This is a genomic window from Saccharopolyspora oryzae (assembly GCF_027853915.1).
GTDB lineage: Bacteria > Actinomycetota > Actinomycetes > Mycobacteriales > Pseudonocardiaceae > Saccharopolyspora > Saccharopolyspora oryzae.
In genome coordinates this window covers 32,113-59,011 of the sequence record NZ_JAQGLA010000022.1, presented here as the reverse complement: position 1 = coordinate 59,011, position 26,899 = coordinate 32,113, and the positions used below count along the sequence as shown (strand labels likewise).

At 70.1% G+C, this 26,899-nt stretch carries 18 protein-coding genes; 5 read left to right on the top strand and 13 right to left on the bottom strand.

Going from position 1 to position 26,899, the window contains the following annotated elements; translation table 11 throughout:
• Positions 1 to 26: 26 nt before the first annotated feature.
• The 3 genes from OU415_RS16340 to OU415_RS16330 form a co-directional block, all read right to left on the bottom strand.
• Complete coding sequence (locus OU415_RS16340) at positions 27 to 1,394, bottom strand: SLC13 family permease (RefSeq protein ID WP_270949647.1); 1,368 nt, start codon at positions 1,392 to 1,394, stop codon at positions 27 to 29.
• Positions 1,391 to 2,863, bottom strand: a complete 1,473-nt coding sequence (locus OU415_RS16335) for an amino acid permease (protein ID WP_270949646.1) — start codon at positions 2,861 to 2,863, stop codon at positions 1,391 to 1,393. The genes OU415_RS16340 and OU415_RS16335 overlap by 4 nt, the downstream gene beginning before the upstream one ends.
• 293 nt (positions 2,864 to 3,156) lie before the next feature.
• Entirely contained in the window at positions 3,157 to 4,095 is a 939-nt protein-coding gene (locus tag OU415_RS16330) for an ornithine cyclodeaminase family protein (protein ID WP_270949645.1), read from the bottom strand.
• A gap of 436 nt (positions 4,096 to 4,531) precedes the next feature.
• Between OU415_RS16330 and OU415_RS16325 the strand changes: the two genes are divergently transcribed.
• The 5 genes from OU415_RS16325 (at position 4,532) to OU415_RS16305 (ending at position 11,842) form a co-directional block, all read left to right on the top strand.
• Positions 4,532 to 6,109 (top strand): aldehyde dehydrogenase family protein, encoded by a 1,578-nt coding sequence (locus OU415_RS16325; RefSeq protein ID WP_270949644.1) that lies wholly within the window; start codon positions 4,532 to 4,534, stop codon positions 6,107 to 6,109.
• Positions 6,106 to 7,254, top strand: a complete 1,149-nt coding sequence (locus OU415_RS16320) for an NAD(P)/FAD-dependent oxidoreductase (protein ID WP_270949643.1) — start codon at positions 6,106 to 6,108, stop codon at positions 7,252 to 7,254. Before OU415_RS16325 ends, OU415_RS16320 begins: the two co-directional genes overlap by 4 nt.
• 129 nt (positions 7,255 to 7,383) lie before the next feature.
• Complete coding sequence (locus OU415_RS16315) at positions 7,384 to 8,535, top strand: Glu/Leu/Phe/Val family dehydrogenase (protein ID WP_270949642.1); 1,152 nt, start codon at positions 7,384 to 7,386, stop codon at positions 8,533 to 8,535.
• 161 nt (positions 8,536 to 8,696) lie between these two features.
• Positions 8,697 to 9,623 carry a LysR family transcriptional regulator gene (locus OU415_RS16310; RefSeq protein ID WP_270949641.1) on the top strand — a complete coding sequence of 309 codons (927 nt, stop codon included), beginning with the start codon at positions 8,697 to 8,699 and terminating at the stop codon, positions 9,621 to 9,623.
• Positions 9,624 to 9,658: 35 nt separating this feature from the next.
• Complete coding sequence (locus OU415_RS16305; protein WP_270949640.1) at positions 9,659 to 11,842, top strand: thiamine pyrophosphate-dependent enzyme; 2,184 nt, start codon at positions 9,659 to 9,661, stop codon at positions 11,840 to 11,842.
• Between the two features lie 60 nt (positions 11,843 to 11,902).
• Here OU415_RS16305 and OU415_RS16300 read toward each other — a convergent pair whose 3' ends face one another.
• The 10 genes from OU415_RS16300 to OU415_RS16255 all read right to left on the bottom strand — a co-directional run bounded on the left by OU415_RS16300 (position 11,903) and on the right by OU415_RS16255 (position 26,819).
• Positions 11,903 to 13,303, bottom strand: coding sequence for an FAD-binding oxidoreductase (locus tag OU415_RS16300; RefSeq protein WP_270949639.1), 1,401 nt, complete (start codon positions 13,301 to 13,303; stop codon positions 11,903 to 11,905).
• 322 nt (positions 13,304 to 13,625) lie between these two features.
• Positions 13,626 to 14,606, bottom strand: coding sequence for a phosphatidylinositol-specific phospholipase C (locus OU415_RS16295; RefSeq protein WP_270949638.1), 981 nt, complete (start codon positions 14,604 to 14,606; stop codon positions 13,626 to 13,628).
• 58 nt (positions 14,607 to 14,664) lie between these two features.
• Entirely contained in the window at positions 14,665 to 16,122 is a 1,458-nt protein-coding gene (locus OU415_RS16290) for a carboxylesterase/lipase family protein (protein WP_270949637.1), read from the bottom strand.
• 63 nt (positions 16,123 to 16,185) lie between these two features.
• On the bottom strand, positions 16,186 to 17,634 hold the full coding sequence (locus OU415_RS16285) for a carboxylesterase/lipase family protein (RefSeq protein WP_270949636.1): 1,449 nt from the start codon (positions 17,632 to 17,634) through the stop codon (positions 16,186 to 16,188).
• A gap of 52 nt (positions 17,635 to 17,686) precedes the next feature.
• Positions 17,687 to 19,009 carry a wax ester/triacylglycerol synthase family O-acyltransferase gene (locus OU415_RS16280; RefSeq protein ID WP_270949635.1) on the bottom strand — a complete coding sequence of 441 codons (1,323 nt, stop codon included), beginning with the start codon at positions 19,007 to 19,009 and terminating at the stop codon, positions 17,687 to 17,689.
• A gap of 53 nt (positions 19,010 to 19,062) precedes the next feature.
• On the bottom strand, positions 19,063 to 19,236 hold the full coding sequence (locus OU415_RS16275; protein WP_270949634.1) for a hypothetical protein: 174 nt from the start codon (positions 19,234 to 19,236) through the stop codon (positions 19,063 to 19,065).
• A gap of 424 nt (positions 19,237 to 19,660) precedes the next feature.
• Positions 19,661 to 20,554, bottom strand: coding sequence for a methylenetetrahydrofolate reductase (locus OU415_RS16270; protein ID WP_270949633.1), 894 nt, complete (start codon positions 20,552 to 20,554; stop codon positions 19,661 to 19,663).
• Between the two features lie 144 nt (positions 20,555 to 20,698).
• Positions 20,699 to 22,156 (bottom strand): adenosylhomocysteinase, encoded by a 1,458-nt coding sequence (gene ahcY / locus OU415_RS16265; RefSeq protein ID WP_270949632.1) that lies wholly within the window; start codon positions 22,154 to 22,156, stop codon positions 20,699 to 20,701.
• 101 nt (positions 22,157 to 22,257) lie between these two features.
• A complete protein-coding gene (metH, locus tag OU415_RS16260) occupies positions 22,258 to 25,824 on the bottom strand; it encodes a methionine synthase (RefSeq protein WP_270949631.1) in 3,567 nt (1,188 codons plus the stop codon).
• A gap of 20 nt (positions 25,825 to 25,844) precedes the next feature.
• On the bottom strand, positions 25,845 to 26,819 hold the full coding sequence (locus OU415_RS16255; RefSeq protein WP_270949630.1) for a carbohydrate kinase family protein: 975 nt from the start codon (positions 26,817 to 26,819) through the stop codon (positions 25,845 to 25,847).
• Between the last annotated feature and the right edge of the window lie 80 nt (positions 26,820 to 26,899).

The window sequence follows — 26,899 nt, the reverse complement described above, 5'->3', positions numbered from 1 at the left end:
CGGACGACCGGCGCCCGCCACCCGGGTCAGGTGAGGACGAAGAACAGCACTGCGAACAGGGCCAGGTTGGCGACCATGATCGCCCAGCCGTTGTACATCATCATCCGCAGGTTCCGGGAGCGCGCCAATCCCATCTGGCCGATCATGTCCGGCCCGGGGAACGGGCCGAACCAGTCGATCTGCGACGAGCCGAGCAGGACCGCGGCCCACGCGCCCGGTGGGACTCCGGCGCTAGCCAGCGCTGGGCCGAACAGCTTCTGCAGCAGCACGACCTGCGCCACGGCCGCGCCGGAGATCCCCAGCCAGCCCACGAGCAGCACGATGATGCAGAACAACCACGGTCCGACGTCGTCGAGGGTCGGGGCCATCAGCCGCTGCATCGCGTCGTAGGCGCCGGACTTCTCCAGCAGCTCCAGCATCGGGTTGAGCAGCCAGAACAGCAGGAAAAGCCACAGCAGCGGCTGCGCTCCCCGGTACATCGCCTGCAGCGCCGCGCCCGGTTGCATGCGGCCGAGGAGCGCGGTGATCGCGGCGCTGACCGGCATCACGATCAGCACGTAGGTGTAGCCCGCCTGGAACACGATGCCCAGCGCGACCAGGACCGCCATGCTGCCGAGGAACCCGATCGTCGCGCGCTTCGCCGCGGCCGGTTCGTGCGCCAGGTCTTCGGCGACCTCCTCCGGGTAGGACTCGCCGGCGGTCCAGCGCTGGATGCGGTGGGACATGCCGAGACCGGTCAGCCAGACCACCACGGCCATCGGGATCCCGGCGTTGAGCAGGTACTCGCCGTAGCTGATCTGCGCCGCGCCCATGATGGTCACCACCGGTGGCGTGAACGGCCCGGTGACCAGTCCTGCGGCGGTGCCCGCGTGGAACATCGCGGCCATCGACGGCGGGGTCACCCGCAGCGCGGCAGCGATCGGCAGCACGATCGGCACCAGCAGCGCGCTCGCGCCGGACAGCGTGCCGAGCGCCGCTCCGAGCAGCGTCGCGGAGGCCATCACGCCGAGCCGGAACCGCAACCGGGTGCTGATGCCGATGCCGTGCAGCACCGCCCGGACCATGGTCGCGGCCGCGCCCGTCTCGGTGACCACGCGGCCGAGACCGCCGCCGAGCAGCACGATCATCCCGACGACGGCGATGAACGACCCCAGCGATTCGCCCATCAGCTCGCCCATCGCCAACGGCGCGGTGCCGGTCTGCACCGCTGCGATGACGAGCGCGCCGAGCGTGGCCAGCACGACGTCGACGTCGAGCAGCACCAGGATCGCGTACACCACGATCGGCGTGAGGCCCCACAGCGTTCCGGCTGTGCCGGTCCCCAGCACGACCGCGGCGGTGACCAGCGCAGCGCCGAAGACCCCGGCCGCGACCCGCGGCTTCCAGCCGGTCATCGGGCGGGTTCGTCGAGGGAGGCGAGGTCGACCGAACCGCCCGGCATCACGCGGCGGGTGTTGCGGTAGCTGTAGAGCGAGTAGACCAGCAGGCCGATCACCAGCCAGCCGGCGAAGCGCAGCCAGGTCTCACCCGCCAGGAACGACATCAGCCAGGCCGAGAACAGCACGCCGAGGATCGGCACGAACGGCATGCCCGGGCAGCGGAACCCGCGCGGCAGGTCCGGCTTGCGGTAGCGCAGCACCACGACCGCGGCGCAGACCAGGACGAAGGCGAACAGCACGCCGATGTTGGTCAGCTCGGCGGCTTCCTCGACCGGCAGCAGACCCGCGAGCACCGCCGAGACGATGCCGAGGATCCAGGTCGCCCGGTGCGGGACCCGGCGCACCGGGTGCAGTTCGCCGAACCACTTCGGCATCAGCCCGTCGCGGCTCATCGCGTACCACAACCGGGAAGCGCCCATCATGAACGAGAAGCTGACCGTGACGATGCCCAGCACCGCCCCGACCGCGATCACCACGGCGACGCCGGGCATCCCGACGCTGGCGAAGGCGCTGGAGAAACCGCTGTCCGGGTTGACCTCGGTGTAGGGCACCATGCCGGTGAGCACGATGCAGGCGCCGACGTAGAGCACCATCGAGATGAGCAGGGAGAGCAGCATCGCCTTGGGCAGCAGCTTCCGGGCCTCGACGGACTCCTCCGCTGCGGTGGACAGCGCGTCGTAGCCGAAGACCGCGAAGAACACCGTCGCCGCGCCGGTGACGGCACCGCCCCAGCCGAACGGCGCGAACGGCGTCAGGTTCCCGGTGTCCACTTTGGAGAAGCCGACCACGACGACCAGCAGCACCACCGCGATCTTGACCACGGTGAGCACCACGTCGACCTTCGCGGAGGTCTTGGTGCCGCGGTTGAGCAGCCAGGCCACGCCGAGGCAGATCAGCATCGCGATCAGGTCCACCCGGTGGCCCTCGCCGGTGCCGGGCGCGCCGAGCATCCAGGTCGGGAGGTCGATCCCGACCGATTCCAGCAGGAACGCGACGTAGCCGGACATCCCGATCGACACGGTCGCGACGATCGCGGTGTACTCCAGCAGCAGGTCCCAGCCGATGATCCAGCCGACGACCTCGCCGAGCACCGCGGCGGCGTAGGTGTAGGACGACCCGGCGCGCGGGACCATCCCGGCGAACTCGGCGTAGGCGAAGGCCGCGCACAGCGAAGCCACGCCGGCGATGAGGAACGACACCAGCACGGCCGGTCCGGCCACGTCGCGCGCCACCGCGCCGGCCAGGCTGAAGATCCCGGCGCCGATGATGGCCCCGACGCCGATCATGGTCAGCTGCGGCAGGCCCAGCACGCGCAGCATGCGCCGATCGGTCTGCTCCTCCGGCTTCGGGATGGTGCGGCGGAAGATGCCGTTCGGTCCGGTGCCGAACAGCGACCCACCCGTCGCGGAAGTCTCGTCGCGCATGCGTTCCTCCCCGCGAGCTGCGCCTGATCGCTCCTGCGCTCAAGCGATGCGGGGATGGTCGTCCATGGAACGCACCCGGGAAAGACGCGAAGCGCGCGGATGCGTTCCCCTGAGCCCCAGCAGGCTTTCAGCTGCATTACGACGAACGGACCTCGCGGACCGCGCAAGTGCTTCACTGCCAACGGAAAAGCCTGCGCGGACCGGACTCCTGAACCGGCTTTTCACCGCAGTGCAACCGAAAACTCACCGCCGCCTCAATTGGACAAACTTCCTGTTCGGCTCAATTCGACCGGTCAGAGGGTGCCGAGAACGGCGTGCGCCGCGGCAGCGTCCTGCACGCCCAAGCCGACGCTGTTGTAGAACACGACCTCCGTCGCGTCACGGCGCCCCGGCGCCGCTCCGACGAGCACCTCGCCCAGCGTTCGCAGCTGCTCTCGCGTGACGTCGCCGCGCTCCAGCGCTCGCGCGATCGGGCCCGCGTGCGCCGCGGCCGTGTCGACATCGTCGACGACGACCGCTCCCGCGCGCTTGACCAGCTCCGCGTCGACCTCGCACCGGTGGTGCTCGAAGCTGCCGACGCTGATCACGGTCGCTCCCGCCGCTACCGCGCCGGTCGGCACGACCGGCTCCGCGCTCAGGGTGCACGCGGCGATCAGCGGCGCTCCGCGCACCGCCTCCTCCGCGCTCGCCACCGCTCGCACCGACAAGCCCAGCTCCGCCGCCAGCTCCGCTGCCGCAGCTTCGCGCCTTTCCGCTCCGCGGCTGTAGATCCGCACTTCGCGCAGCCCGCGCACGCGCGCGATCGCGCGCACGTGGGCGCGCGCCTGCACGCCGGAGCCGATGACCGCGAGCTCGTCGGCGCCCGGCGGCGCCAGAGCGTCCGCCGCGACGGCGCTGCCCGCCGCGGTGCGGATCTCGGTGAGCGCCGTGCCCTGCAGCGTGGCCACGAGCTGACCGGTCGTCGGATCCATGACCAGGACCGTCGCCGAGATCGCCGGCAGCCCGCGCTCGGCGTTGCCGGGGTGGACGGTGACGAGCTTGCTCACCGCGCCGTGCTTGGGCGACAGGCGGCTCAGGTAGGACAAGGCGGTGTCGTCTCCGGTCCGGATCGCGACCTTCTCGGCCAGCTGCGCCTCGCCCCGGCCGAGCGATTCGAACGCCAGCCGCTGCGAAGCGATCGCGGTGTCCAGGCCCAGCGCCGCGGCAACGTCGGCATCGCTCCACATGCTCATGAGCGGCACGCTGCCACACCCCACCCCGCTCCGGTAGAGCCCCATCCCCCAGCCGCCCGGGGTTCCCAACGCCGCAAATTCAATGGAAATCAGACCTCTGATTTCCATTGAATTTGCGGGAGTCCCGACACGCACCGGCGCGTCGGGGTCCGGACACGCCGGGGACGCACAGTTTCAATTGAAACTGCGGACTCCAGGCACGGCGGATCACAGTTTCAATTGAAACTGCGGGCCCGGGCCGGACGTGCGGAGCACGAGGCACGGGTGACGAGCAACAGGATTGCTGTTGTTCAGCTGGAGGAGAAATCACTCTCCTGATTCTCCGCGAACACCCCTCCGACGAACTACGGTGAGCCTGCGGCGAAGGTGGCGTGCAGCACATCGAGGCGTCACCTCCGACGGCACAGAGACGTTCGAGCAGGAAGAGGTGCATTCGGTGCAGTCGACGTTGAGCTCCGTGATCGGTCCGGACACCCCGGCACGGGTCGACGGCGGGGGCGAGTACCTCTCGCGGAACCCGGCGAACCTGGAGGACGTGGTCGCCGAGGTCACGCTCGGTGGTCCCGAGGTGCTGCCCGCGGCGACCGAGCAGGCTCAGCGCGCGCAGCGCGAGTGGGCGCAGGTCCCGGCACCGGTGCGCGGGCGCGTGATCGCCGGTCTGGGCCGGCTGGTGGAGGCCAACAAGGAGTCGCTGGCGCGGCTGGTGACCCGCGAGATCGGCAAGCCGCGCGCCGAGGCGCTGGGCGAGGTCCAGGAGATCATCGACACCTGCGACTTCTTCGTGGGCGAAGGCCGGCGCCTCTACGGCCAGACCGTGCCCTCGGAGATGCCGGACAAGCAGCTGTTCACCTTCCGGGTCCCGGTGGGCGTGGCGGTCGTGATCACCGCGGGCAACTTCCCCGCCGCGGTCCCGTCCTGGTACCTCGTACCCGCGCTGCTGTGCGGCAACGCAGTGGTGTGGAAGCCCGCCGAGTACGCCGCCGGGGTCGCCCGCGCGCTGGCCGAGCTGGCCTGGCGGGCGGGGGTGCCCAAGGGCGTGCTGAACTTGGTCTACGCCGACGGCGAATCGACCTTCCAAGGCTTGGAGACCGCGCTGGCGGCGGGCACCGTGAACAAGGTCGGGTTCACCGGTTCCAGCGCGGTCGGCGCGCAGGTCGGCGCGCTGTGCGGCAAGTACCTGCAGAGCCCGTGCCTGGAGCTGGGCGGCAAGAACCCGATGATCGTCACCCCGGACGCCGAGCTGGACCTGGCCGTGGAGGGCGCGCTGTTCTCCGGCTGGGGCACCGCCGGGCAGCGCTGCACCTCGCTGGGCAACCTGATCGTGCACCGGGACATCCACGACGAGTTCGTGCGCCGGCTCGACGCGGCGCTGCGCGCGGCCACCATCGGCGACCCGACCGGTGACGTGCTCTACGGGCCGCTGCTGGACCAGAAGTTCGCCGACAACTTCGAGAACATCCTGGGCCAGATCCAGGACCACCACACCGTGCTCGGTTCCGAATCGGTCGGCCGGATCACCGAATCCGCGCCGCGCAAGGGTTTCCACGGCGACCCGGCGACCGGCCTGTACTACCACCCGGTGCTGCTGGACGGGCTGCGCCCGGACGACCACGTGTTCCGCAACGAGACCTTCGGGCCGATCGTCGGGGTGAGCACCTACGAGACGCTGGACGAGGCGATCGAGCTGGGCAACGCGCCGGGCTACGGGCTGTCCGCAGCGATCTACACCACCGACCCGGCCAGCGCGTTCCGCTTCCGGCAGGGCATCGGCGCGGGCATGGTCAGCGTGAACAACTCCACCTCGGGTGCCGAGGCGCACCTGCCCTTCGGCGGCAACGGCAAGTCCGGCAACGGCAGCCGCCAGTCCGGGGTGTGGGTGCTCGACCAGTTCACCCGCTGGCAGTCGTTGAACTGGGACTTCTCCGGCAAGCTGCAGAAGGCCCAGATGGACGTCGACACCGTGGAACCGGAGCTGGACTACCAGCTGCCCCCCGAACTCGGCGGTGCGCGGTGACGCTGCCCGCGCGGGCGGAGGTCGTCGTGATCGGCGGCGGGGTGGTGGGCGCGAGCACCGCCTTCCACCTCGCCGAGGCCGGCGTGGACGTGCTGCTGCTGGAGCGCGACGAACTCGGTTCGGGCAGCACCTGCAAGGCCGCCGGCGGCGTTCGGGCGCAGTTCTCCGACCCGGTCAACATCGAGCTGGGCCAGCGCAGCCTGCGCGCGTTCGAGGACTTCGCGCGCAGGCCCGGTGGGGAGATCGACCTCAAGCAGCACGGCTACCTGTTCCTGCTGTCGGACCCCGAGGACGTCGCGGCGTTCGAGGACGGCGTCCGGCTGCAGAACGAGTTCGGGGTGCCGAGCCGGATGCTGAGCGTCGCCGAGGCCTGCGAGCTCTCCCCGTACGCGGTGCCCGACGGGCTGCTGGCCGCCGCCTTCTCCCCCACCGACGGGCACTGCACGCCGGAGGCCGTGGTGCAGGGCTACGCGCAGGCCGCCCGGCGGCACGGCGCGGTGATCCGGCGGCACTGCGCCGTCACCGGGATCGACGTGACCGGCGGTCAGATCACCGCCGTGAACACCGATCACGGGTCGGTGGCGACCTCGACCGTGGTGTGCGCGGCGGGTGCGTGGTCGGCGGCGATCGGCGAGTTCGTCGGCGTCGAGCTGCCGGTCCGCCCGCTGCGGCGGCAGATCCTGGTCACCGAACCGGTCGCAGACCTGCCGCCCCGGCTGCCGTTCACCATCGACTTCGCCACCAGCTTCTACTTCCACGACGAAGGCCCCGGGCTGCTCATCGGGATGTCCGACCCCGACGAGGAGTACGGGTTCAACCTGAGCACCGACGACCGCTGGCTCGGGCGGCTCTCCGACGCGGTGGCCCGGCGGGCGCCCCGATTAGCGGAGGTCGGCGTGGCGCACGGGTGGGCCGGGCTTTACGAAGTCACGCCCGACCACAACGCGCTGGTCGGTGAGGCCGACGGGCCGGGCCGGTTCCTGTACGCCACCGGTTTCTCCGGGCACGGATTCCTGCAGGGCCCCGCCATCGGCGAGGTGCTGCGCGATCTCGTGCTCGACCGTCCCCCGGTGGTCGACGTCTCGGCGCTGGACGTGCGCCGCTTCGCCGCCGCCGAGATCCGCCCCGAGCACAACTGCGTGTGACCGGCGGTCACCCGGTAACGCGATTTCAATGGAATTCGGACCTCTGATTTCCATTGAAATCGCGTGCCGGGAGGTGACCAGCACCGCAGAGCAAGACAAATTCCGCATTCTCTACGAGGAGCGCTAACCGTGCGTGATCTGTTGCAGGAGATCGACGAGTGGGGTCCGGAGAAGGTCGTGTGCGTCTCGGACGCGCGCACCGGGATGCGGGGCGTGCTGGTCATCGACAACACCGCCCGCGGCACCGGCAAGGGCGGCACCCGCATGAGCCCGACCGTCACCGTCGGCGAGATCGCCCGGCTGGCGCGGGTGATGACGTGGAAGTGGGCTGCGGTCGACCTGTTCCACGGCGGGGCCAAGGCGGGCATCTTCGCCGACCCCGACTCCCCCGACAAGGAGCGGATCGTGCGCGCCTTCGCGCGGCGGCTGGCCGACCAGATCCCCGCCAGCTACGTCGCCGGACTGGACATGGGCATGACCGAGCACGACGCGGCGATCATCCAGGACGAGCTCGGCGACCGCGGCGCAGCGGTCGGCGTGCCGGAAACGCTGGGCGGGGTGCCCTACGACCAGCTCGGCGTGACCGGTCACGGGGTCGCCGAAGCCGTCGAAGCCGCGCTGCGGCACCAGGGGCGCGACATCAAGGGCGCTCGAGTCGCAGTGCAGGGCTTCGGCGCGGTCGGTGCCGCTGCCGCCAAGCGGCTGCACGAGCTCGGCGCGCAGCTGGTCGCGCTGTCCACGATCGACGGTTCGGTGCACGACCCGGACGGCTTGGACGTGCCGAAGTGGCTGGACGCGCGCGCCGACTTCGGCGACGCCTGCGTGGCCAAAGCCGCTGACTCGCAACGCATCCCGCGCGGCGAGGAGCTGCTGGTGGACTGCGACGTGCTGGTTCCCGCGGCCGGGCAGGACGTCATCGACGAAGGCGTGGCGGCGAAGATCCGGGCCGATCTGGTCGTGGAGGGCGCGAACCTGCCGACCACGCCCGAGGCGCGAATGCTGTTGGCCGGGCGCGAGATCACGGTGGTGCCGGACTTCATCGCCAACGCCGGTGGCGCCATCGCGGCCGGTTTCGCCATGGACGCGCGGCACTCCGCGTTCCGCCCCGAACCGACCGCCATCCTGGCCGAGGTCGCCGAACGCACCCGCAACAACACCGTGCTCGTCCTCGACACCGCGAACCGCAGCGGAATGCTCCCGCACGAAGCGGCTCTCGACCTGGCCAAGCAACGGGTGCGCACCGCGATGGAGCTGCGCGGACGACTCCCGCAGCCCGCCTAGTCCGCAGGTCGAGGCTCGTGAGCACTTTGCGGTGCTCTGGCACCACAAAGTGCTCACGAGCGCTCACCAGGCAAAACCACCGCCGTCGAGTTCTGGGTATTGCGCCTGAGCACCCCGAAGGCCGAACGTTGCTTCGAAGCTCGAGAGTTGAAGGGGCCGGTATGCTGAACCCGATCCACTTGCGAACCCTCCAGGAATGCGTGCGCACCGGTTCGTTCGCCGAAGCGGGGCGGGCGCTCGGCTACACCGCATCCGCCGTCTCGCAGCAGATGGTGCTGCTGGAGCGCGCGATCGGATCACCGCTGTTCGAACGCTCCGCCCGCAGCGCCCGCAGCACGGCGTTAGCCATCCGGCTCGCCGACCGCAGCCGCGACGCGCTCGGCGCGCTGGACTCCCTGGAACGCGAGGTGCGCGCGATGGTCGCCGGCGAGGAAGGCAGCCTGCGGCTGGCCAGCTTCGCCACCGCCAACGCACGGGTGCTGCCGGACGTGCTGGCCGCGGTGGTCTCGCAACGCCCGAACGCCGAGGTGCAGCTCGACGAGGGCGAGCCGGACGAGGTGCTCGGCGGGGTGCTGGACGGGACCGTGGACGCCGCGGTGGTCTTCGAGTACGACCTGGACCCCCGCCAGTGGCCGATCGAGCTGTGCGTCGAGGAGCTGATGGCCGAGCCGCTGCGGCTGGCACTGCCCGAGACGCACCGGCTCGCCCACCACGCCGAGGTGGATCTGCGCGAGCTCGCCGACGACGCCTGGATATGCACCCGGCAGGACACCGCGGGCGCCCGGTCGCTGGTGCGGTTGGCCGCCGCGGCGGGCTTCGTCCCGCGGATCACCTTCCGCAGCAACGACTACTCGGTGATCCGGGACCTCGTCGGCCGCGACCTCGGGGTGGCCGTGCTGCCCGGGCTGGCGATCCCGGACCAGGCGGTGCGGATCTGCCGCATCGCCGGGTGGCAGCCCTACCGCCGGGTGAAAGCCCTGTACCGCAAGCAGAACACCAATCCGCTGCTGCCGATGGCACTGGAGTGCCTGGCCAAGTCCTGCGCCCTGGTGGCCAACGACTGGCACGCGGACCCGCACGAGTCGTGAGCGCACGACCGAAAGCACGCGACACGGAGGACCCCATGAGCGACATAGCCGAGCCCGTTGACGAGTTCTTCCATCGCACCGTGGCCGGTTGGTCCGCTCATCCGGCGACCGGTTCGGAGCTCGCCGACGACCTGCTGGCCCTGTTCGACGCGCAGGCGGGCAGCCGGCACCTCGACCTGCAGGCGCGGCAGTTGGGCAAGCAGGGCAAGGGCTTCTACAGCATCGGCTCGTCCGGCCACGAGTCCAACGCCGCGGTCGCCGCCGCGCTGCGGCCGACCGACCCGGCGCTGCTGCACTACCGCTCCGGCGGCTTCTACGTGCGCCGCGGCCACCAGGTGCCCGGCCAGCAGCCGCTGCGCGACGTGCTGCTCGGCGTCGTCGCCTCCGCCGACGAGCCGATCTCGGCCGGTCGGCACAAGGTGTTCGGCAACGCCGAGCTGGCCGTGATCCCGCAGACCTCGACCATCGCCTCCCACCTGCCGCGCGCGGTCGGGCTGGCCTTCTCGCTGGGGCGGGCGGCCAAGCTCGGCGTGACCAGCGCCTGGCCGGACGATTCGGTCGTGGTGTGCAGCTTCGGCGACGCCTCGGCCAACCACTCGACCACCACCGGGGCGATCAACTCCGCGCTGCACTGCGCATTCCAGGGCCTGGCCATGCCGCTGCTGCTGGTGTGCGAGGACAACGGGATCGGGATCAGCGTACGGACCCCGAAGGGCTGGATCGAGTCGACCTACGGCAACCGCACGGGACTGCGGTACTTCACCGCCGACGGCTCCGATCCGGTGGAGTGCCTGTCGGTCGCGCGGGAGGCCGCGGACTGGGTTCGCCGCCACCGCGCGCCGGCGTTCCTGCACCTGCGCACGGTGCGACTGATGGGGCACGCCGGTTCGGACGTGGAATCCGGCTACCGGTCCCGCACCGAGATCACCACCGACTACCAGCGCGATCCCCTGCTGGGCACGGCGAAGTCCTTGGTGGACAACGGGATCCTGAGCCCGGACGAGGTGCTGGCGCGTTACGAGGCCAAGCGCGCCGAGGTCGCCCGCATCGCCGAGGAGGCGTTGGGACGCCGGAAGTTGAGCAGCGCCGCTGAGGTGATGGCCTCGATCTGCCAGAACCGGCCGGACGTCGTGGAGCGCCGGGCGCGCGAGGTTCCTCCTCAGCGACAGGAGCACTTCGGCGCGCAACTGCCCGAGGACGAAGGTCCGCTGACGGTGGCGCAGGCGATCAACCGGTCCCTGGCCGAGGAGCTGGGGCGGGATCCGGGCGTGATCGCGTTCGGCGAGGACGTCTCCCGCAAGGGCGGCGTGTACGGCGTGACCCGCGGGCTGCGCAAGAAGTTCGGCGCCACCAAGGTCTTCGACACGCTGCTGGACGAGCAGAGCATCCTCGGCACCGCGCTCGGCGCCGGGCTCGCCGGGCTGGTCCCGATTCCCGAGATCCAGTACCTCGCGTACGTGCACAACGCGGCCGACCAGTTGCGCGGCGAGGCCAGCACGCTGAGCTTCTTCTCCGACGGCCAGTACCGGAACCCGATGGTGGTGCGCATCGCGGGTTACGGCTACCAGAAGGGCTTCGGCGGCCACTTCCACAACGACAACAGCATCGCCGCCCTGCGCGACATGCCAGGCGTGGTCCTCGCATCACCGTCCCGCCCGGACGACGCGGCAGCGATGCTGCGCACCTGCGTGGCGGCGGCCCGCGAGGACGGTCGGGTGTGCGTGTTCCTGGAGCCCATCGCCCTCTACCACACCCGTGACCTGCACGAACCCGGCGACGCCGAATGGCTGGCACCGTACCCGGCACCGGGCGAGCACCACGTGCCGATCGGCCGGGCCCGCCAGTACGGCGACGGCTCGGACCTCACCCTGGTCACCTTCGGCAACGGCGTGCCGATGAGCCTCCGCACGGCGAAACGCCTGCGGGAACGCGGAATCCACGCCCGGGTCCTCGACCTCCGCTGGCTGTCCCCGCTCCCGGTCGACGACCTGCTCACTGCGGCGGAAGCAACGGGCCGCGTCCTGGTGGTCGACGAAACCCGCCGCACCGGCGGAGTCTCCGAATCGGTGGTGACAGCTCTGATCGACGGCGGCTTCACCGGCCCGATCGCACGCGTGACCAGCGAGGACAGCTTCATCCCCCTCGGCGCAGCGGCCTACCACGTCCTCCTCGACGAAGAAACCATCGAAACAGCGGCCCTGAAACTCGCCAACGGCTGAGGTGGTCGTGAGTGCGTAACAGTGTTCGAGCACTGTTACGCACCCACGACCCCGTCCGAGTCAAGCGTCGGGGTCACCGAAGACCTTGCCCGGGTTGAAGATTCCTGCCGGGTCGAGGGAGTTCTTGATGGCGTGGTGCATGGCGACGACCGCGGGGCTCAGTTCGGCGTGGAGGCCCTTGCGCTTGAGGAGGCCGACCCCGTGTTCGCCGGTGACCGTGCCTCCCATGGCGATCGCGTCGGCGACGATGTCGTCGAAGGCGAGCTGGGCCCGTTCGCGGGCTTCGTCGTCTCCGGGCGGGGTGATGATCAGCGGGTGGAGGTTGCCGTCGCCGGCGTGGGCGATGTTGGCGATCTGGGTGTTGTGGCGCTGAGCCGAGGCTTCGATGCGGGACAGCATCTCCGGTACCTTCGCGCGCGGGACGCAGACGTCTTCGGTGAGCACCGGGCCGAGGCGTTCCAGCGCCGGGTAGGCCAGCCGGCGCGCGGCGAACAGGGCGTCGGCCTCGTGCTCGTCGGTGGAGCGGGCGCTCCAGGTCGCTCCGGCCTCGTCGAAGCAGCGCAGCAGCGTGTCGACCTCCTGCTCCCCCGCCGCGCCCGGGGTGTCCGAGCGGCCCAGGAGCAGCACGTTCGCCTCGGCGCTCAGGCCCATGTTCTTCCACTCGTCGACCGCGCGCAGGCAGTGCTGGTCGAGCAGTTCCAGGGCTGAGGGCACCACCCCGGCAGCGGCCACCGCCGCGACCGCTTCACCGGCCTGCACCAGCGAGTCGAAGTAGCCGACCACCGTGCGCTCTGGGGCCCGCAGGCCCGGCAGCAGCTTGACGGTGATCTCGGTGATCACGCCGAGCGTGCCCTCCGAGCCCACGAACAGGCCGCACAGGTCGTAGCCCGCGACGCCCTTGGCGGTGCGCCGGCCGAGGCGGACCACCTCGCCGTTGCCGACGACGGCTTCCAGGCCCAGTACGTAGTCGCGGGTCACGCCGTACTTCACGCAGCACACGCCGCCGGCGTTGGTGGAGGCGTTGCCGCCGATGGTCGACCAGGGCGAGCTGGCCGGGTCCGGCGGGTACCAGGCGCCGTGCTCGCGGCAGGCGGCGCGCAGGTCGTCGTTGACGACGCCGGGCTGCACCACGGCGAGCTGCTCGCGCGGGTTGATCTCCAGGATCTGGTTCATGTCGGCCAGCGACAGGAGCACGCAGCCGTCGATGGCATTCGCGCCACCGGACAACCCCGTCCCGGCGCCGCGCGGGACAACCGGAACGCCCAGCTCAGCGCAGATCCGGACGGTGGTCGCGACGTCGTCGGTGCTGGTCGCGCGCACCACCGCGAGGGGCTTGCCGAACGGTGCCCACTCGGCTTCGTCGTGGGCGAAGCTGGTGGTGGAATCGGGGTCCGTCAGCAGCACCCCCTCCGGGAGTTCCGCGCTCAAGGCCGCCAGCGCCTTCTCCGCCGTTCCCGACATATCGCCCTCCGTCCGGGTTGACCCCCCTCACGTTAACCAACGCCCCCGCACGTCCATTAGCCGAGGCAACGATCCGGCGGCCCGCTCGACCGGGAGACCACAGCTTCAATTGAAACTGCGGACCGCCGTGGCTGGAATCTGCAGTTTCAATTGAAACTGTGCTCCGCCCCGGAGCCGCGGGCCGACGGAGCAGCGCGGGAATCCTGGTCTTGGAGAGGGCGAACGCACTGATCAACGCGGGGTGATCAACCGCGGTGGGCAGCGCCATGTGCACGCCCGGCACCTGCCCGACCAGTGCTGTCAAGGACGATCACGGCGCAGGTCAGGTGTTCGTCGCGATGATGGTGTTCACCAGGTCTGCTCCTGGGAAGTCCATCATGATCACGCCGGTGCGCGGGAGGGCGTTGCTCTGCAGGTGTTCCAGGGCGTAGTCGTTCACGCCGCGGAAGCCCGCTGCTCCGCAGGCCACCGCGTTCGGGAAGGCCGCCGGGCTGGAGCCGCTGGTGAAGTTCAGGAACATCTCGCCCTGGTCCGCCGCCGTCGTCTTGTCCAGGTGGTCGCGGACCTTCGCCCACTTGTCGTCGATGTCGAACAGCGTCGGCACGTCGTACTCGTCCTGGACGTAGTCGCCCCAGGTGTCGTCGGTGAACTGGCCGATGCCGCGGCCCTGGTGCAGGCCGCCGCGCGGTCCCTGCAGCGCCGTCAGCACGATCTTGCCGCGCGCTTCGCCGAGCGTCGGCACCGCGCCGCCCGCCGGGTCGTGCAGGTACTTGCCGTTGGGGTCGTTGTCCCGGTACCAGTCCAGGATCTGCGTCTCGTCGAGCTGGCTGTTCTCGTCGGTGCAGGAGCCGGTTTCGCCGGTGCACTCGGCTTTCAGGCGCAGCAGCACCGTCTCGCCCGGGTGCGCGGACAGGAAGTCGCCCGCCTTCTGCAGGACGTCGGAGAAGTTCGCGTTCTGGTAGAAGGGCCCGTGGTGCAGGGTGAACTTGTCGTCGTAGCGGCGCACCCGGATGTCGATGGCGCGGATGCCCGACTGCAGCTGGACGGCGAGGGTTTCCGCGCTGTCGCCGTGGTTCTCCTGCGTCTGGGTCAGTTCGCCGCCGTGCAGCGACAGGGTCTGGTGCGTGCCGGGGATGGACAGCTGCGCCAGGCTCGCGTCGTCGGGCAGCCCGGCCATCCAGTCCGGGTTCGACGCATCGGTGATGCTCTGGCAGTACGGCGCGGCAGCCGCCGTCCCCGGCACCATCGAGACCGACAACGCCAGCGCGAGCGCAGCCGCCGCGCGAACCGTCTTCCCGGACATGCGCCCCAGAATTCCCGCCGGACAGTGCCAACGGCCCGAATGGCGGGAAATCGCCAGCTCAGCCGGAGAAGCGGTGCTGCCAGATCTCGCGCGAGGCCTTGATCGGGTCCTCGACCACCGACGACGGGACGTTCCAGACCCGGGCCCGCCGGTCGTCCGGTGCGTAGGCCGGCCAGCCCGGATCACCGGTGGTGGCGAAGGAGACCCAGGACTCGCGCAGTTCCGCGGAGAGGACCTCGAAGTCCTCCGGCGTCTCGTCGGGGAACACCTGCGCCGTGACGTCGCTCCGGTCCACCCCGAAGGTGAACGGCACGTCCAGCCCGTGGCAAGCACCGAACGCACCACCGCGGGCCGGGCTCGGCCACGCGAACTCGTAGAGGTAGCTGCGACCGCCCGCCAGGGCGTGCCCTTCCGCGCACCACAACGAGGGCATCCGGAACAGCTGGTCGCTGAGCACCAGCGAGTGCAGGTCCACGTCGGTGATCCCCCGGTACGCGGCGCGGTACTCGTCCAGCACCGACGGCGCCAGCCGCAGGCCGTGCGCCAGCACCGCCGGATCGGACAGCTCCGCCGGGAAGTCCACCGTGAACATCCGGGCTTCGTCGGTGTTGTACCCGCTGATCAGCTCGACGTCCCGGCCCGCGCCGCCGCGCAACGCGACCCACGGCAGGTCGTCGAGCAGCTCCCCATCCGGCACCACCGCGAACGGTGTGGAATTCGTCCAGGCCGCGCGGTTCTGGTTCTGCTCCACCATCACGGCCTGCTGCGCGGCGTGGATCGCCTCCGACGGCACCGCTCCCAGTTCTTCGGCGGTCGCGGCAACACCGAGCGGGCCGACGATCAGGTCGCTGATCTTGCGGGCCTCCTCCGCAGGGCAGAACACCGAGCCGACGCTCTGCGCGATCCCCCGGTGGAACAGGCCCGAATCCGACGAGCCCGCGACCAACGTCGCCACCGAGCTCGCGCCGGAGGACTCGCCGAAGATCGTCACGTTGCCGGGGTCGCCGCCGAACCCGGCGATGTTGTCCTGCACCCACCGCAGCGCCGCCAGCTGGTCCAGGATCCCCCGGTTCGCCGGAGCGTCCGCCACCCAGCCGAAACCCTCGTAGCCGACCCGGTAGTTCAGCGTCACCACGACCACGCCGGCCTTCGCCAACCTCGTGCCGTCGAAAGCCGGGCTGTCGCTCGTGCCGCCCATGTACACGCCACCGTGGATCCACACCATCACCGGCAACCCGCCGCCGAGGTCCGGCGACCACACGTTGACGCTCAGGCAGTCGGTGTCGTCATCGGGAGTCCACCACGGCGAAGCACCGGGAAGCAGGGTGGCCTGCGGCACCGACGCGCTGAACGCCGTCGTCTCCCGCACCCCGTCCCAGGGCTCGGGCGCCGCCGGGGCCTGGAACCGACGTGGCCCGTCCAGCGGTGCCGCGTACGGAATCCCCTTGAAAACGCACACGTTCCCGGCCGAAGCGCCGCGCACCGAACCGCTGCTAGTCGAAACCACGAGGTCCATGCCGATATGTAAGCACACTAGCCATCGGCTCGTCCGGCGTTCGAGCGAAGAGCCGCGCCGGGCTCAGCCCGAGAAGCGGTGCTGCCAGATCTCGCGCGAGACCTTGATCGGGTCGTCGGCCACCGACGACGGGACGTTCCAGATCCGGGCGCGGCGGTCGGCGTCCGAGTACGTCGGCCAGCCCGGATCACCGGTGGTGGCGAAGGAGATCCAGGACTCGCGCAGTTCCGCCGAGAGGACCTCGAAGTCCGCGGGCATCTCCTCGCCGAACATCTGCCGGAGGGCGTCTTCCGCAACGCCGAAGGTGAACGGCAGGTCCAGGCCGTGGCACGCGCCGAACGCTCCCCCGTTGAGCGGGGTGCGCCACGCGAACTCGTAGAGGTAGCTGCGGCCGCCCGCCCGGGCGTGCGTTTCAGCGCACCACAGCGCCGGCATCCGGAACAGCTTGTCGCTAAGCATCAGCGTGTACAGCTCCGCGTCGCCGGCTCCCGGATACCCGGCCCGATACTGATCCACCGCCGACGGGTCCAGCCGCAGGCCCCGTGCCAGCAGCGCCGGATCCTTGGCGGCCGCGGGCAGGTCCGCCGTGAACATGGTGGCTTCGTCGGTGTTGTAACCGCAGATCAGGTCCACCCCCGCACCCGAACCGCCGCGCAGCATCACCCACGGCAGGTCGTCGAGGACCTCGCCGTCGAAGACCACCGCGTACGCCGTCGAATTCGTCCAAGCCGCGCGGTTCTCGTTCATCTCCGCCATCGCCGCCGCCTGCGCGGTGTGGATCGCCTCCGGCGGCACCTCGGCCAGTGCTTCGGCAGTCGCCGGAATCCCCAGGCGACCGACGACCAGGTCGCTGACCTTGCCGAACTCGTCCTCGTCGCAGAACAGCGCACCGACGCTCTGCGCGATGCCGCGGCGGAACAGGCCTTTCCCCGCCGATCCGGCCGCCAGCGTGACCACCGAGGTCGCCCCGGCGGACTCGCCGAAGATCGTCACGTTGCCCGAATCGCCGCCGAACGCCGCGATGTTGTTCTGCACCCACCGCAACGCGGCCAGCTGGTCCAGGATGCCGCGGTTGGCCGGAGCGTCCTGCACCCGGCCGAAACCCTCGTAGCCGACCCGGTAGTTCACCGTCACCACGACCACACCGGCCTGCGCCAGCCTCGTCGGGTCGTACTCCCCGCTCGTGCCGCCGAGGTAGGCGCCGCCGTGGATCCACACCAGCACCGGCAGACCGCCGCCGCGGTCCGGCGTCCACACGTTGAGCGTCAGCGAATCCGTGCCATCACCAGGTTTCCACGCCGCCGGGATGCCCGGCAGCAGCACCGGTTGCGGCACGGCAGCGCTGAACCCGGACGCGTCCCGAACCCCGTCCCAGGGCTCGGGAGGTTGCGGAGCTTGGAACCGGCGCGGCCCGTCCAGCGGGGCCGCGTAGGGAATTCCCTTGAAAACGCTCAGCTCTCCGTCGGCGACACCACGCACCGCACCGTGCTCTGTCCGCACCACGAGGTCCATGCCCTCATGAAACCAGGAAAGCTCCGCCCGCGCGGCCGAATTTTCGCCGGGCTCAAGCGCGGTCGGCCAGTTCGGCCACCGCCAGCGGCAGGGCCTCCCGGAACTTCTCCAGATCCGGCACCGCAGCCCGGTTGGCCTGCACCCCGACGTGCACCGCGCCGTTGAACTGCGACACGGCGATCGCCAGCGCGTGCCCGGCGGCCAGCGGAGCCACCGGGTAGAGCTCGGCGAGCTCCGCGCCGTCCAGGGTCGCGCGGAAGCTCGGCAGCGGGACGTTGCTGATCAGCGCGTCGAACAGCAGCGCCGCACCCTGTCCCGCCAGCGGTCCGGCCACCTGGTGCACGAGTTGCGGCACCCGCCCGGCCAGCACCGGGAACGCGCCCGGCCCGCGCTGCGGTCCCGCGCTCTTGTTGCGCGCCATCTCCGCCCTGATCCACTGCAGCCGCGCGACCGGGTCCGGCTCGGCCAGCGGCAGCTCGCACAGGTAGCCGGACAGCTGGTTGTTGCCGCCGCTGCGCTGGTTCGCACGGCGGCGGCACACCGGGACCAGCACTCGGACCGGAAGTTCGAGGTCGTGCCCGCGGGCGGCCAGCCAGCGGCGCAGGGCCCCGGAGATCACCGCGAGCACCACGTCGTTGGTCGTGCCGCCGTGCTGGGCGCGGATCTGGCGCAGCTCGGCCAGGTCCAGCGGCACGAGGGCGACTTTGCGCGCGGCGGAGCCGGAGGCGTGCAGGGGCGAATCCGACTGCGGGAGCCGCACGTTGCGCACCACCGAGGAGGCGATGCCCAGCGACTCCCCCGACTTCGCCAGGGTCGAGCGAACTGTGCCGAACAGCTCCTGCGGACGTCCGAGCAGGCCCACCACGTCGCCGATCGGATTGCGCTGTTCCGGGACGGCTGCGGATTCCGGGGTGAGGCCGTCGAGCAGTCCGAGACCGACCTCCACCGCGTCGCGACCGTCGGCCAGCGCGTGGTGGAACTTCACCAGCACCGCGAACCGGCCCTCGGCCAGGCCCGTGATCAAGTGCAGCTCCCACAGCGGGCGACGCCGGTCCAGCGGCAGGGCGGCCAGTTCCGCGACCAGCTCGGCCAGCTCCTCGCGGCCGCCCGGGGTGGGCACCTGGTGGCCGTGCACGTGCTCGGCGGCGTCGAAACCAGGCGCCTCGGCCCAGCACGGCTGCATCCAGGACCGGTCCAGGCGCAGCCGCAGCCGCGCGATCCGCTGGGCGCGCTCGGCCAGCAGCGCGAGCAGCCGCTCGCGGTCCGACTCGCCCTGCGGGGCGAACACCGCGACCGCACCGAGGTGCATCGGCGCGGTTTCCCGTTCCAGGCACAGGAAAGCCCAGTCGAGCGTGTTGATCCCAGTCGTCATCATCGGCACACCTCGTCGCGCGATCGACGCCGCACCGGAATCATCCGGCGCAGCGGTCAGAGAATTGTTTCCGAGCCGGGAACGCCCAGAGATCGACAAATGTCGGCGGCGAGCTTCTCGGCGAGTTCACCGAATGCCCGATCCGGCGATTCCGAAAACAATTCACCTTCAACCGCGGGTCCGTCGCCTGCGATCACGCGAGGCTCGGGCACTGCTGGCGGCACCGACATCGACCTGGTCCTCCCTGCTGCGGACGCCATCCGGCACGACCGGAAAACCCGTTTCCCATTCCGGAGTCCGACACGTCCTCTTCACGCCGGCGCACCATTGCACCCAGCAGCCGAGTCCGAAGTGGACTCCACTGCGAGCGGCGAATACCCCGACCATAACGGAACGGAATACGCGCCGGCGAACAGGGCGCCGTTAAAAGTGCATGAAACGCGGGGATGATCGCTTCGTTGCGTGCGCCCGAGCGGCACCTGGTCCCCCACACGGCCCACCGGGTCAGCCTGAATGCGACATCTGGCTCCGGAATCGGTGACACCGCGCATTCACCGGCTCAGCGCCCTGTGAGCGGATTCACCGGCGGTGCAAGCGAAAGACCCCGCCGCCCGGCGGTCGGACCGGGGCGGCGGGGTCGTTCGGTTCAGCGGGTCAGGCGGCCTTCAGCACGCCGTCGATCAGCCCGAGGTTGGCCAGCACCTCGCGGGTGGCCTTGGACCGGTTCAGGCTGTAGAAGTGCAGCGCCGGCACGCCTTCGGCGATCAGCTTCTCGCACAGCCGGGTGGTGATCTCCAGCCCGGCCGCCCGGAAACCGGCCGCGTCCTCGCGCAGCGGGTCCAGCACCGCCGACACCTCGTCCGGGATCGTCATGTTGCTCAGCTGGGTGGTCATGCCCAGCACCCTCGGCGTGGTGATCGGCATGATCCCCGGCAGCACCGGCTGGTGGCAGCCGTGCTGGGCCAACCGGTCCCGCAGCCGCAGGAAGCTCTCCGGCTCCAGGAACATCTGCGCCACCGAGAAGTCCGCCCCGGCCCGCAGCTTGTTGACCATGTGCTTGGTGTCCGACTCCAGGTCGGTCGAGCGCGGGTGCATGTACGGGAACGACGCGACGCCCACGTTGAAGTCACCGCACTCGCGCACCAAGCGCACCAGCTCGTCGGCGTAGGTGATGCCCTCCGGGTGCGGGATCCACTCGCCCATCGGGTCGCCCGGCGGGTCGCCGCGGATCACCAGCACGTTCTTGATGCCCTCGGCCGCGTACGACCCGATGACGTGCCGCAGCTCGGCGATCGAGTGGTTCACCCCGGTCAGGTGCGCCATCGCCACCAGGGTGGTGTCGTTGGCGATCCGGCCGGTGGTGCGCACCGTGCGGTCCCGGCTGGATCCGCCCGCGCCGTAGGTGACCGACACGTAAGCGGGGTCCAGCGGCTCCAGCTCCCGGATGGCCCGCCACAGGTGGCGTTCCTCCTCGTCGGTCTTCGGCGGGAAGAACTCCACCGAGAACACCGTCTTGCCGGGGCGCAGCCGGTCGATGACTTTGGTCATTACTGGCCTCCCTCATTCCCAGCTTGGTCTCGTCAAGCGGCGGAGCCGCCCCGTCCGGCGCCACCGTGAGTCTTTTGGGCTGCCATGACGACCCAAAAGACTCACGGAACCCGCGCATCGGACGGGAGCGACTCCTCTAGAGGATCAGTACCGGTAGTGCTCCGGCTTGTACGGGCCGTCGACGTCGACGCCGATGTAGGCCGCCTGCTCCTTGGTCAGCTTGGTCAGCTTGACGCCCAGGGCGTCGAGGTGCAGGCGGGCGACCTTCTCGTCCAGGTGCTTCGGCAGCACGTAGACCTGCTTGTCGTACTCGCCCGGCTTGGTGAACAGCTCGATCTGGGCGATCGTCTGGTTGGTGAACGAGTTCGACATGACGAAGCTGGGGTGGCCGGTGGCGTTGCCCAGGTTCAGCAGGCGGCCCTCGGACAGCACGATGATCGAGTGCCCGTCCGGGAACGCGTACTCGTGGACCTGCGGCTTGATCTCCTGCTTCTTGACGCCCGGGGTCTTCTCCAGGCCGGCCATGTCGATCTCGTTGTCGAAGTGGCCGATGTTGCCCACGATGGCGTTGTGCTTCATCTGCGCCATGTGCTCGGCGGTGATGATGTTGAAGTTGCCGGTCGTGGTGACGAAGATGTCGGCGATCGAGACGACCTCTTCCAGGGTGGTGACCTGGTAGCCGTCCATCGCCGCCTGCAGCGCGCAGATCGGGTCGACCTCGGTGACGATGACGCGGGCGCCCTGGCCGCGCAGCGACTCCGCGGAGCCCTTGCCGACGTCGCCGTAACCGCAGATCACGGCGACCTTGCCGCCGATGAGCACGTCGGTGGCGCGGTTGATGCCGTCGACCAGCGAGTGGCGGCAGCCGTACTTGTTGTCGAACTTCGACTTGGTGACCGAGTCGTTGACGTTGATCGCCGGGAACAGCAGCTCACCGGTCTTGGCCAGCTCGTAGAGCCGGTGCACGCCGGTGGTGGTCTCCTCGGTGACGCCCTTGATCTCGGCAGCGATCTTGGTGAACCGCTTGCCGTCGGCGGCGATGCTGTTGCGCAGCGTCTCCAGGATGACCTTGTACTCGTCCGGGTCGTCCTCGGAGGCCTGCGGCACCACGCCGGTCGCCTCGAACTCGACGCCCTTGTGCACCAGCAGCGTGGCGTCACCACCGTCGTCGAGGATCATGTTCGGGCCCTGCTCGCCGAACTGGAACAGCTGGTCGGTGCACCACCAGTACTCCTCCAGCGTCTCACCCTTCCAGGCGAACACCGGGATGCCCTCGGGCTTGTCCGGGGTGCCGTTCGGGCCGACGACGATCGCCGCGGCGGCCTCGTCCTGGGTGGAGAAGATGTTGCAGGACACCCAGCGGACCTCGGCGCCCAGCGCGACCAGGGTCTCGATCAGCACGGCGGTCTGCACGGTCATGTGCAGCGAGCCTGCGATCCGCGCGCCCTTCAACGGCTGGGATGCCGCGTACTCCTCGCGGGTCGCCATCAGGCCCGGCATCTCGTGCTCGGCCAACCGGATCTGGTGCCGCCCGGCCTCGGCCAGCGCCAGATCCCTGACGGCGAACTCCAGGCCGTTGACCTTCTGCAGCTTCGCGCTCATGGCTTCCTTTCGTGTTTCCCGATCTTGTCAGGTCTTCGCGGACCGGGTTCCTGTGCAGGGTAGCGCCATTCCCACGGCGCCGACCTGCATCGATCCGCGCTTTACGTGTTGAAGTACTTGGCTTCGGGGTGGTGCGCCACGATCGCGTCGGTGGACTGCTCGGGGTGCAGCTGGAACTCCTCGGACAGCACCACGCCGATGCGCTCGGACTCGAGCAGGTCGACGATCTTGGCGCGGTCCTCGATGTCCGGGCAGGCGCCGTAGCCGAAGGAGTACCGGGCACCTCGGTAGCCGAGCTTGAAGAACTCCCGCACGTCCTCGGGGTCCTCCTGGGCCACCGTGCCGCCCTTGGCCCAGGCCAGCTCGCGGCGGACGCGGCGGTGCCAGTACTCGGCCAGCGCCTCGGTGAGCTGCACGCTCAGCCCGTGCACCTCCAGGTAGTCCCGGTAGGCGTTCTTCGCGAACAGCTCGTTGGCGTAGTCGGCGATCGGCTGGCCCATGGTGACCAGCTGCATCGGCAGCACGTCCACCTGGCCGGTGCGCTCGGCCTGCTCCCGGGTGCGGAAGAAGTCCGACAGGCACAGCCGCCGGTCGCGCTTCTGCCGCGGGAAGAAGAACCGGGTGCGCTCCGGGGAGTCCGGCTCGTCCTTGTCCAGCACGACGAGGTGGTTGCCCTCGGTCACGCACGGGAAGTAGCCGTAGACCACCGCCGCGTGCTGCAGGATGCCCGCGGTGGACAGCTCGTCGATCCAGTGCCGCAGCCGCGGCCGGCCCTCGGTCTCGACCAGCTCCTCGTAGGAGGGCCCCTCGCCCTTCTTCGCGCCGCGCAGGCCCCACTGGCCGAAGAACGTCGCCCGCTCGTCCAGCAGCGCCAGGTAGTCGGCGACGGCGACGCCCTTGACCACCTTGGAGCCCCAGAACGGCGGGGTGGGCACCGGCTCGTCGGTGGACACGTCGGACCGGGTGGTGTCGTCGTAGCCGGGCTCGTCGCCCTGCTCGGCCTTGCGCTTCTCCGCGATGCGCAGCGAACGCTCCCGCCGGGCCTTGCGCTCGGCCTTCTTGGCCTCCTCGGCGGCGTCCTCCTCGGGGTTGTCACCGCGCTTGATGGACATCAGCCGGTCCATCAGGTGCAGGCCCTCGAAGGCGTCCTTGGCGTAGCGGACGTCGCCCTGGTAGACCTCGTCGAGGTCGTGCTCCACGAACGAGCGGGTCAGCGCCGCGCCACCCAGCATCACCGGGTACTTCTGCGCCAGCCCCCTGGAGTTCATCTCCTCCAGGTTCTCCTTCATGATCACCGTGGACTTCACCAGCAGGCCGGACATGCCGATGGCGTCGACCTTGTTCTCCTCGGCGGCTTCGAGGATGGCGCCGATCGGCTGCTTGATGCCGATGTTGACCACGTCGTAGCCGTTGTTGGAGACGATGATGTCGACCAGGTTCTTGCCGATGTCGTGCACATCGCCCTTGACCGTGGCCAGCAGCAGCTTGCCCTTGCCGCCGGAGTCGTCCTTCTCCATGTGCGGTTCCAGGTGCGCCACCGCCGCCTTCATCACCTCGGCGGACTGCAGCACGAACGGCAGCTGCATCTGCCCGGAACCGAACAGCTCGCCGACGACCTTCATGCCGGCCAGCAGGTTCTCGTTGATGATCTCCAGCGGCGGCTTCTCGGCCATCGCCGCTTCCAGGTCGGCTTCCAGCCCGTTGCGCTCGCCGTCGACGATCCGCCGCTCCAGCCGCTCGAACAGCGGCAGCTTCGCGAGCTCCTCGGCGCGGGAGGCGCTGCTGGACTTCGCGGTCTGCCCCTCGAACAGCTCCATCAACTTCTGCAGCGGGTCGTAGCCCTCGCGGCGCCGGTCGTAGACCAGGTCCAGGGCGACGTTGCGCGCCTCCTCGTCGATCTTGCTCATCGGCAGGATCTTGGAGGCGTTGAGGATCGCGGTGTCCAGCCCGGCTTCCCGGCACTCGTTGAGGAACACCGAGTTGAGCACCTGCCGCGCCGCCGGGTTCAGGCCGAAGGACACGTTGGACAGGCCCAGCGTGGTCTGCACCTCCGGGTGGCGCGCCTTGAGCTCCCGGATCGCGTTGATCGTCTCGACGGCGTCCTTGCGGACCTCTTCCTGACCGGTGGTGATCGGGAAGACCAGGCAGTCGATGATGATCGCGGACTCCTCCAGACCCCAGTTGGTGGTCATGTCCTCGATCAGCCGCTCGGCGACCCGCAGCTTCCACTCCGCGGTGCGCGCCTGGCCCTCCTCGTCGATGCAGGTCACCACCACGGTGGCGCCGTGCTCGACGGCCATCTGCATGACCCGCTCGTACCGGGAGCCCGGCTCGTGGCCGTCCTCCCAGTTGACCGAGTTGATCGCGCACCGGCCGCCCAGGTGCTCCAGTCCGGCCTGGATCACCTCGGGCTCGGTGGAGTCGACCATGATCGGCAGCGTCGAGGCGGTGGCCAGCCGCGAGGCCAGCTCCCGCATGTCGACCGTGCCGTCCCGGCCCACGTAGTCCACGCACAGGTCGAGCATGTGCGCGCCCTCGCGGGTCTGGGCCTTGGCGATCTCCACGCAGTCGTCGTAGCGGCCTTCCAGCATCGCCTCGCGGAACGCCTTCGAGCCGTTGGTGTTGGTCCGCTCGCCGACGTTGAGGATCGAGGCGTCCTGGTCGAACGGCACCGTCTGGTACACCGACGACACCGCCGGGATGTGCTCCGGGGTGCGCGGCTCGGGGGTGATCCCCCGGACCGCCTCGGCCACCGCGCGCACGTGCTCGGTGGTGGTGCCGCAGCAGCCGCCGACCAGGCGCGCGCCGTAGTCCTTGACGAAGCCGACCAGCGCTTCGGCCAGCTCGTCGGGCTGCAGCGGGTACACCGCGCCGTTGGGGCCCAGCTCGGGCAGGCCGGCGTTGGGCATCACCGACAGCGGGATCCGGGCGTTCTGCGCCAGCACCCGCAGGTGCTCGCTCATCTCCGCCGGACCGGTCGCGCAGTTCATCCCGATCAGGTCGATGCCCAGCGGCTCCAGCGCGGTCAGCGCCGCGCCGATCTCCGAACCGACCAGCATGGTGCCGGTGGTCTCCACGGTGACCTGCGCGATGATCGGCACGTGCCGCCCGGCCTGGGCCATCGCGCGCTTGGCGGCGACGATCGCGGCCTTGGTCTGCAGCAGGTCCTGCGAGGTCTCCACCAGCACCACGTCGATGCCGCCGTCGAGCATGCCCAGGACCTGCTCGTGGTAGGCGTCGCGCAGCTGCGTGTAGGGAGCGTGGCCCAGCGTGGGCAGCTTGGTGCCCGGGCCGACCGAGCCCAGCACGAACCGGGGCCGGTCCGGGGTGGAGTACTCGTCGGCGGCCTCGCGGGCCAGCGCCGAGCCCTTCTCGGCCAGCTCCCGGATGCGCTCCGGGATGTCGTACTCGGCGAGGTTGGCCCAGTTCGCCCCGAAGGTGTTGGTCTCGATCGCGTCCGAACCCGCCTCCAGGTAGCCCCGGTAGATCGAGGACACCACGTCGGGCCGGGTCACGTTCAGGATCTCGTTGCAGCCCTCCAGGTTGGCGAAGTCGTCCAACGTCAGGTCGAAGCCCTGCAGCGCGGTGCCCATCCCGCCGTCGGCGACCAGGACGCGCTCGCCCAGGGCGGTCAGGAAACCGCTCGGATCGTTCTGCCGATCTGCCATGCCGTGCCTACTCCCGTTGCTCAGCTGAGCTTCGCCCCGATCTCACCCGCAGCCTCGTCACCGTATGCCTCGGCGACTCGAGCGAGGAACGATTCCCGCTCCACCTGGTACTCCTGCGGGCCGTCCGCCTCCAGTGAAACGGTCGCCAGCGCGCAACCTAGCTGGAGCGTCCGCTCGAGTTCCAGATCGTGGGAAAGGCCGGCCAGGAAGCCGGCGCGCAGCGCGTCGCCGACGCCCGTCGGGTCGCCCTTCTGCTTCTCCTTCGGCGGGGCCACCTCGATGGCGGGCTGGCCCTTGGACTCCACCTGGACGCCCTTGGGGCCCAGCGTCGTCACCCACTTGCCGACCCGGTCGAGCACCTCGCCGTGGCTCCAGCCGGTGCTCTGCAGCAGCAGGCCGTGCTCGTACTCGTTGGTGAACAGGTATTCGGCACCGTCGACCAGCTTGCGGATCGCGTCGCCGTCCATCCGGGCGAGCTGCTGGCCGGGGTCGGCGAGGAACCGGTAGCCGCGGTCCCGGCACTCCTGGGTGTGCCGCAGCATCGCGTCCGGGTCGTTGGCGGAGACCACGACCACGTCCAGCCCGCCGACGCGGTCGGCGACCGGCTTGAGCTCGATGTCGCGGGCCTCGGCCATCGCACCGGCGTAGAAGGTGGCGATCTGGTTGAAGTCGGTGTCGGTGGTGCACAGGAACCGGGCGGTGTGCTTGGTCTCCGAGACGTGCACCGAGGCGGTGTCCACCCCGTGCCGCTCCAGCCAGGAGCGGTAGTCGTCGAAGTCGCGGCCGACGGCGCCGACCAGGATCGATCCGACGCCCAGCTGCCCGAGGCCGAAGGTGATGTTGGGCGCCACCCCGCCGCGGCGCAGCACCAGCTCGTCGGCCAGGAACGACAGCGACACCTGCTCCAGGCGGTCGGCGACGAGCTGCTCGGCGAACCTACCGGGGTAGGTCATCAGGTGGTCGGTGGCGATGGATCCGGTCACCGCAATCCGCACTGCACTACTCCTTAACCAGGGGGCGATCGCCCCAAAGCTCCATTGAACGGCCGGCGCACCGGGCTGCGGGGCGCAGTCTC

What these genes read in the sequence shown, in the direction of transcription:
- OU415_RS16285 (WP_270949636.1), bottom strand. Translation starts at nt 17,634, where the DNA reads ATGGACCTCGTGGTGCGGACAGAGCACGGTGCGGTGCGTGGTGTCGCC.
- OU415_RS16290 (WP_270949637.1), bottom strand. Translation starts at nt 16,122, where the DNA reads ATGGACCTCGTGGTTTCGACTAGCAGCGGTTCGGTGCGCGGCGCTTCG.
- OU415_RS16275 (WP_270949634.1), bottom strand. Translation starts at nt 19,236, where the DNA reads ATGTCGGTGCCGCCAGCAGTGCCCGAGCCTCGCGTGATCGCAGGCGAC.
- ahcY (WP_270949632.1), bottom strand. Translation starts at nt 22,156, where the DNA reads ATGAGCGCGAAGCTGCAGAAGGTCAACGGCCTGGAGTTCGCCGTCAGG.
- OU415_RS16335 (WP_270949646.1), bottom strand. Translation starts at nt 2,863, where the DNA reads ATGCGCGACGAGACTTCCGCGACGGGTGGGTCGCTGTTCGGCACCGGA.
- OU415_RS16340 (WP_270949647.1), bottom strand. Translation starts at nt 1,394, where the DNA reads ATGACCGGCTGGAAGCCGCGGGTCGCGGCCGGGGTCTTCGGCGCTGCG.
- OU415_RS16280 (WP_270949635.1), bottom strand. Translation starts at nt 19,009, where the DNA reads ATGATGACGACTGGGATCAACACGCTCGACTGGGCTTTCCTGTGCCTG.
- metH (WP_270949631.1), bottom strand. Translation starts at nt 25,824, where the DNA reads ATGGCAGATCGGCAGAACGATCCGAGCGGTTTCCTGACCGCCCTGGGC.
- OU415_RS16305 (WP_270949640.1), top strand. Translation starts at nt 9,659, where the DNA reads ATGAGCGACATAGCCGAGCCCGTTGACGAGTTCTTCCATCGCACCGTG.
- OU415_RS16270 (WP_270949633.1), bottom strand. Translation starts at nt 20,554, where the DNA reads ATGACCAAAGTCATCGACCGGCTGCGCCCCGGCAAGACGGTGTTCTCG.
- OU415_RS16310 (WP_270949641.1), top strand. Translation starts at nt 8,697, where the DNA reads ATGCTGAACCCGATCCACTTGCGAACCCTCCAGGAATGCGTGCGCACC.
- OU415_RS16300 (WP_270949639.1), bottom strand. Translation starts at nt 13,303, where the DNA reads ATGTCGGGAACGGCGGAGAAGGCGCTGGCGGCCTTGAGCGCGGAACTC.
- OU415_RS16330 (WP_270949645.1), bottom strand. Translation starts at nt 4,095, where the DNA reads ATGAGCATGTGGAGCGATGCCGACGTTGCCGCGGCGCTGGGCCTGGAC.
- OU415_RS16295 (WP_270949638.1), bottom strand. Translation starts at nt 14,606, where the DNA reads ATGTCCGGGAAGACGGTTCGCGCGGCGGCTGCGCTCGCGCTGGCGTTG.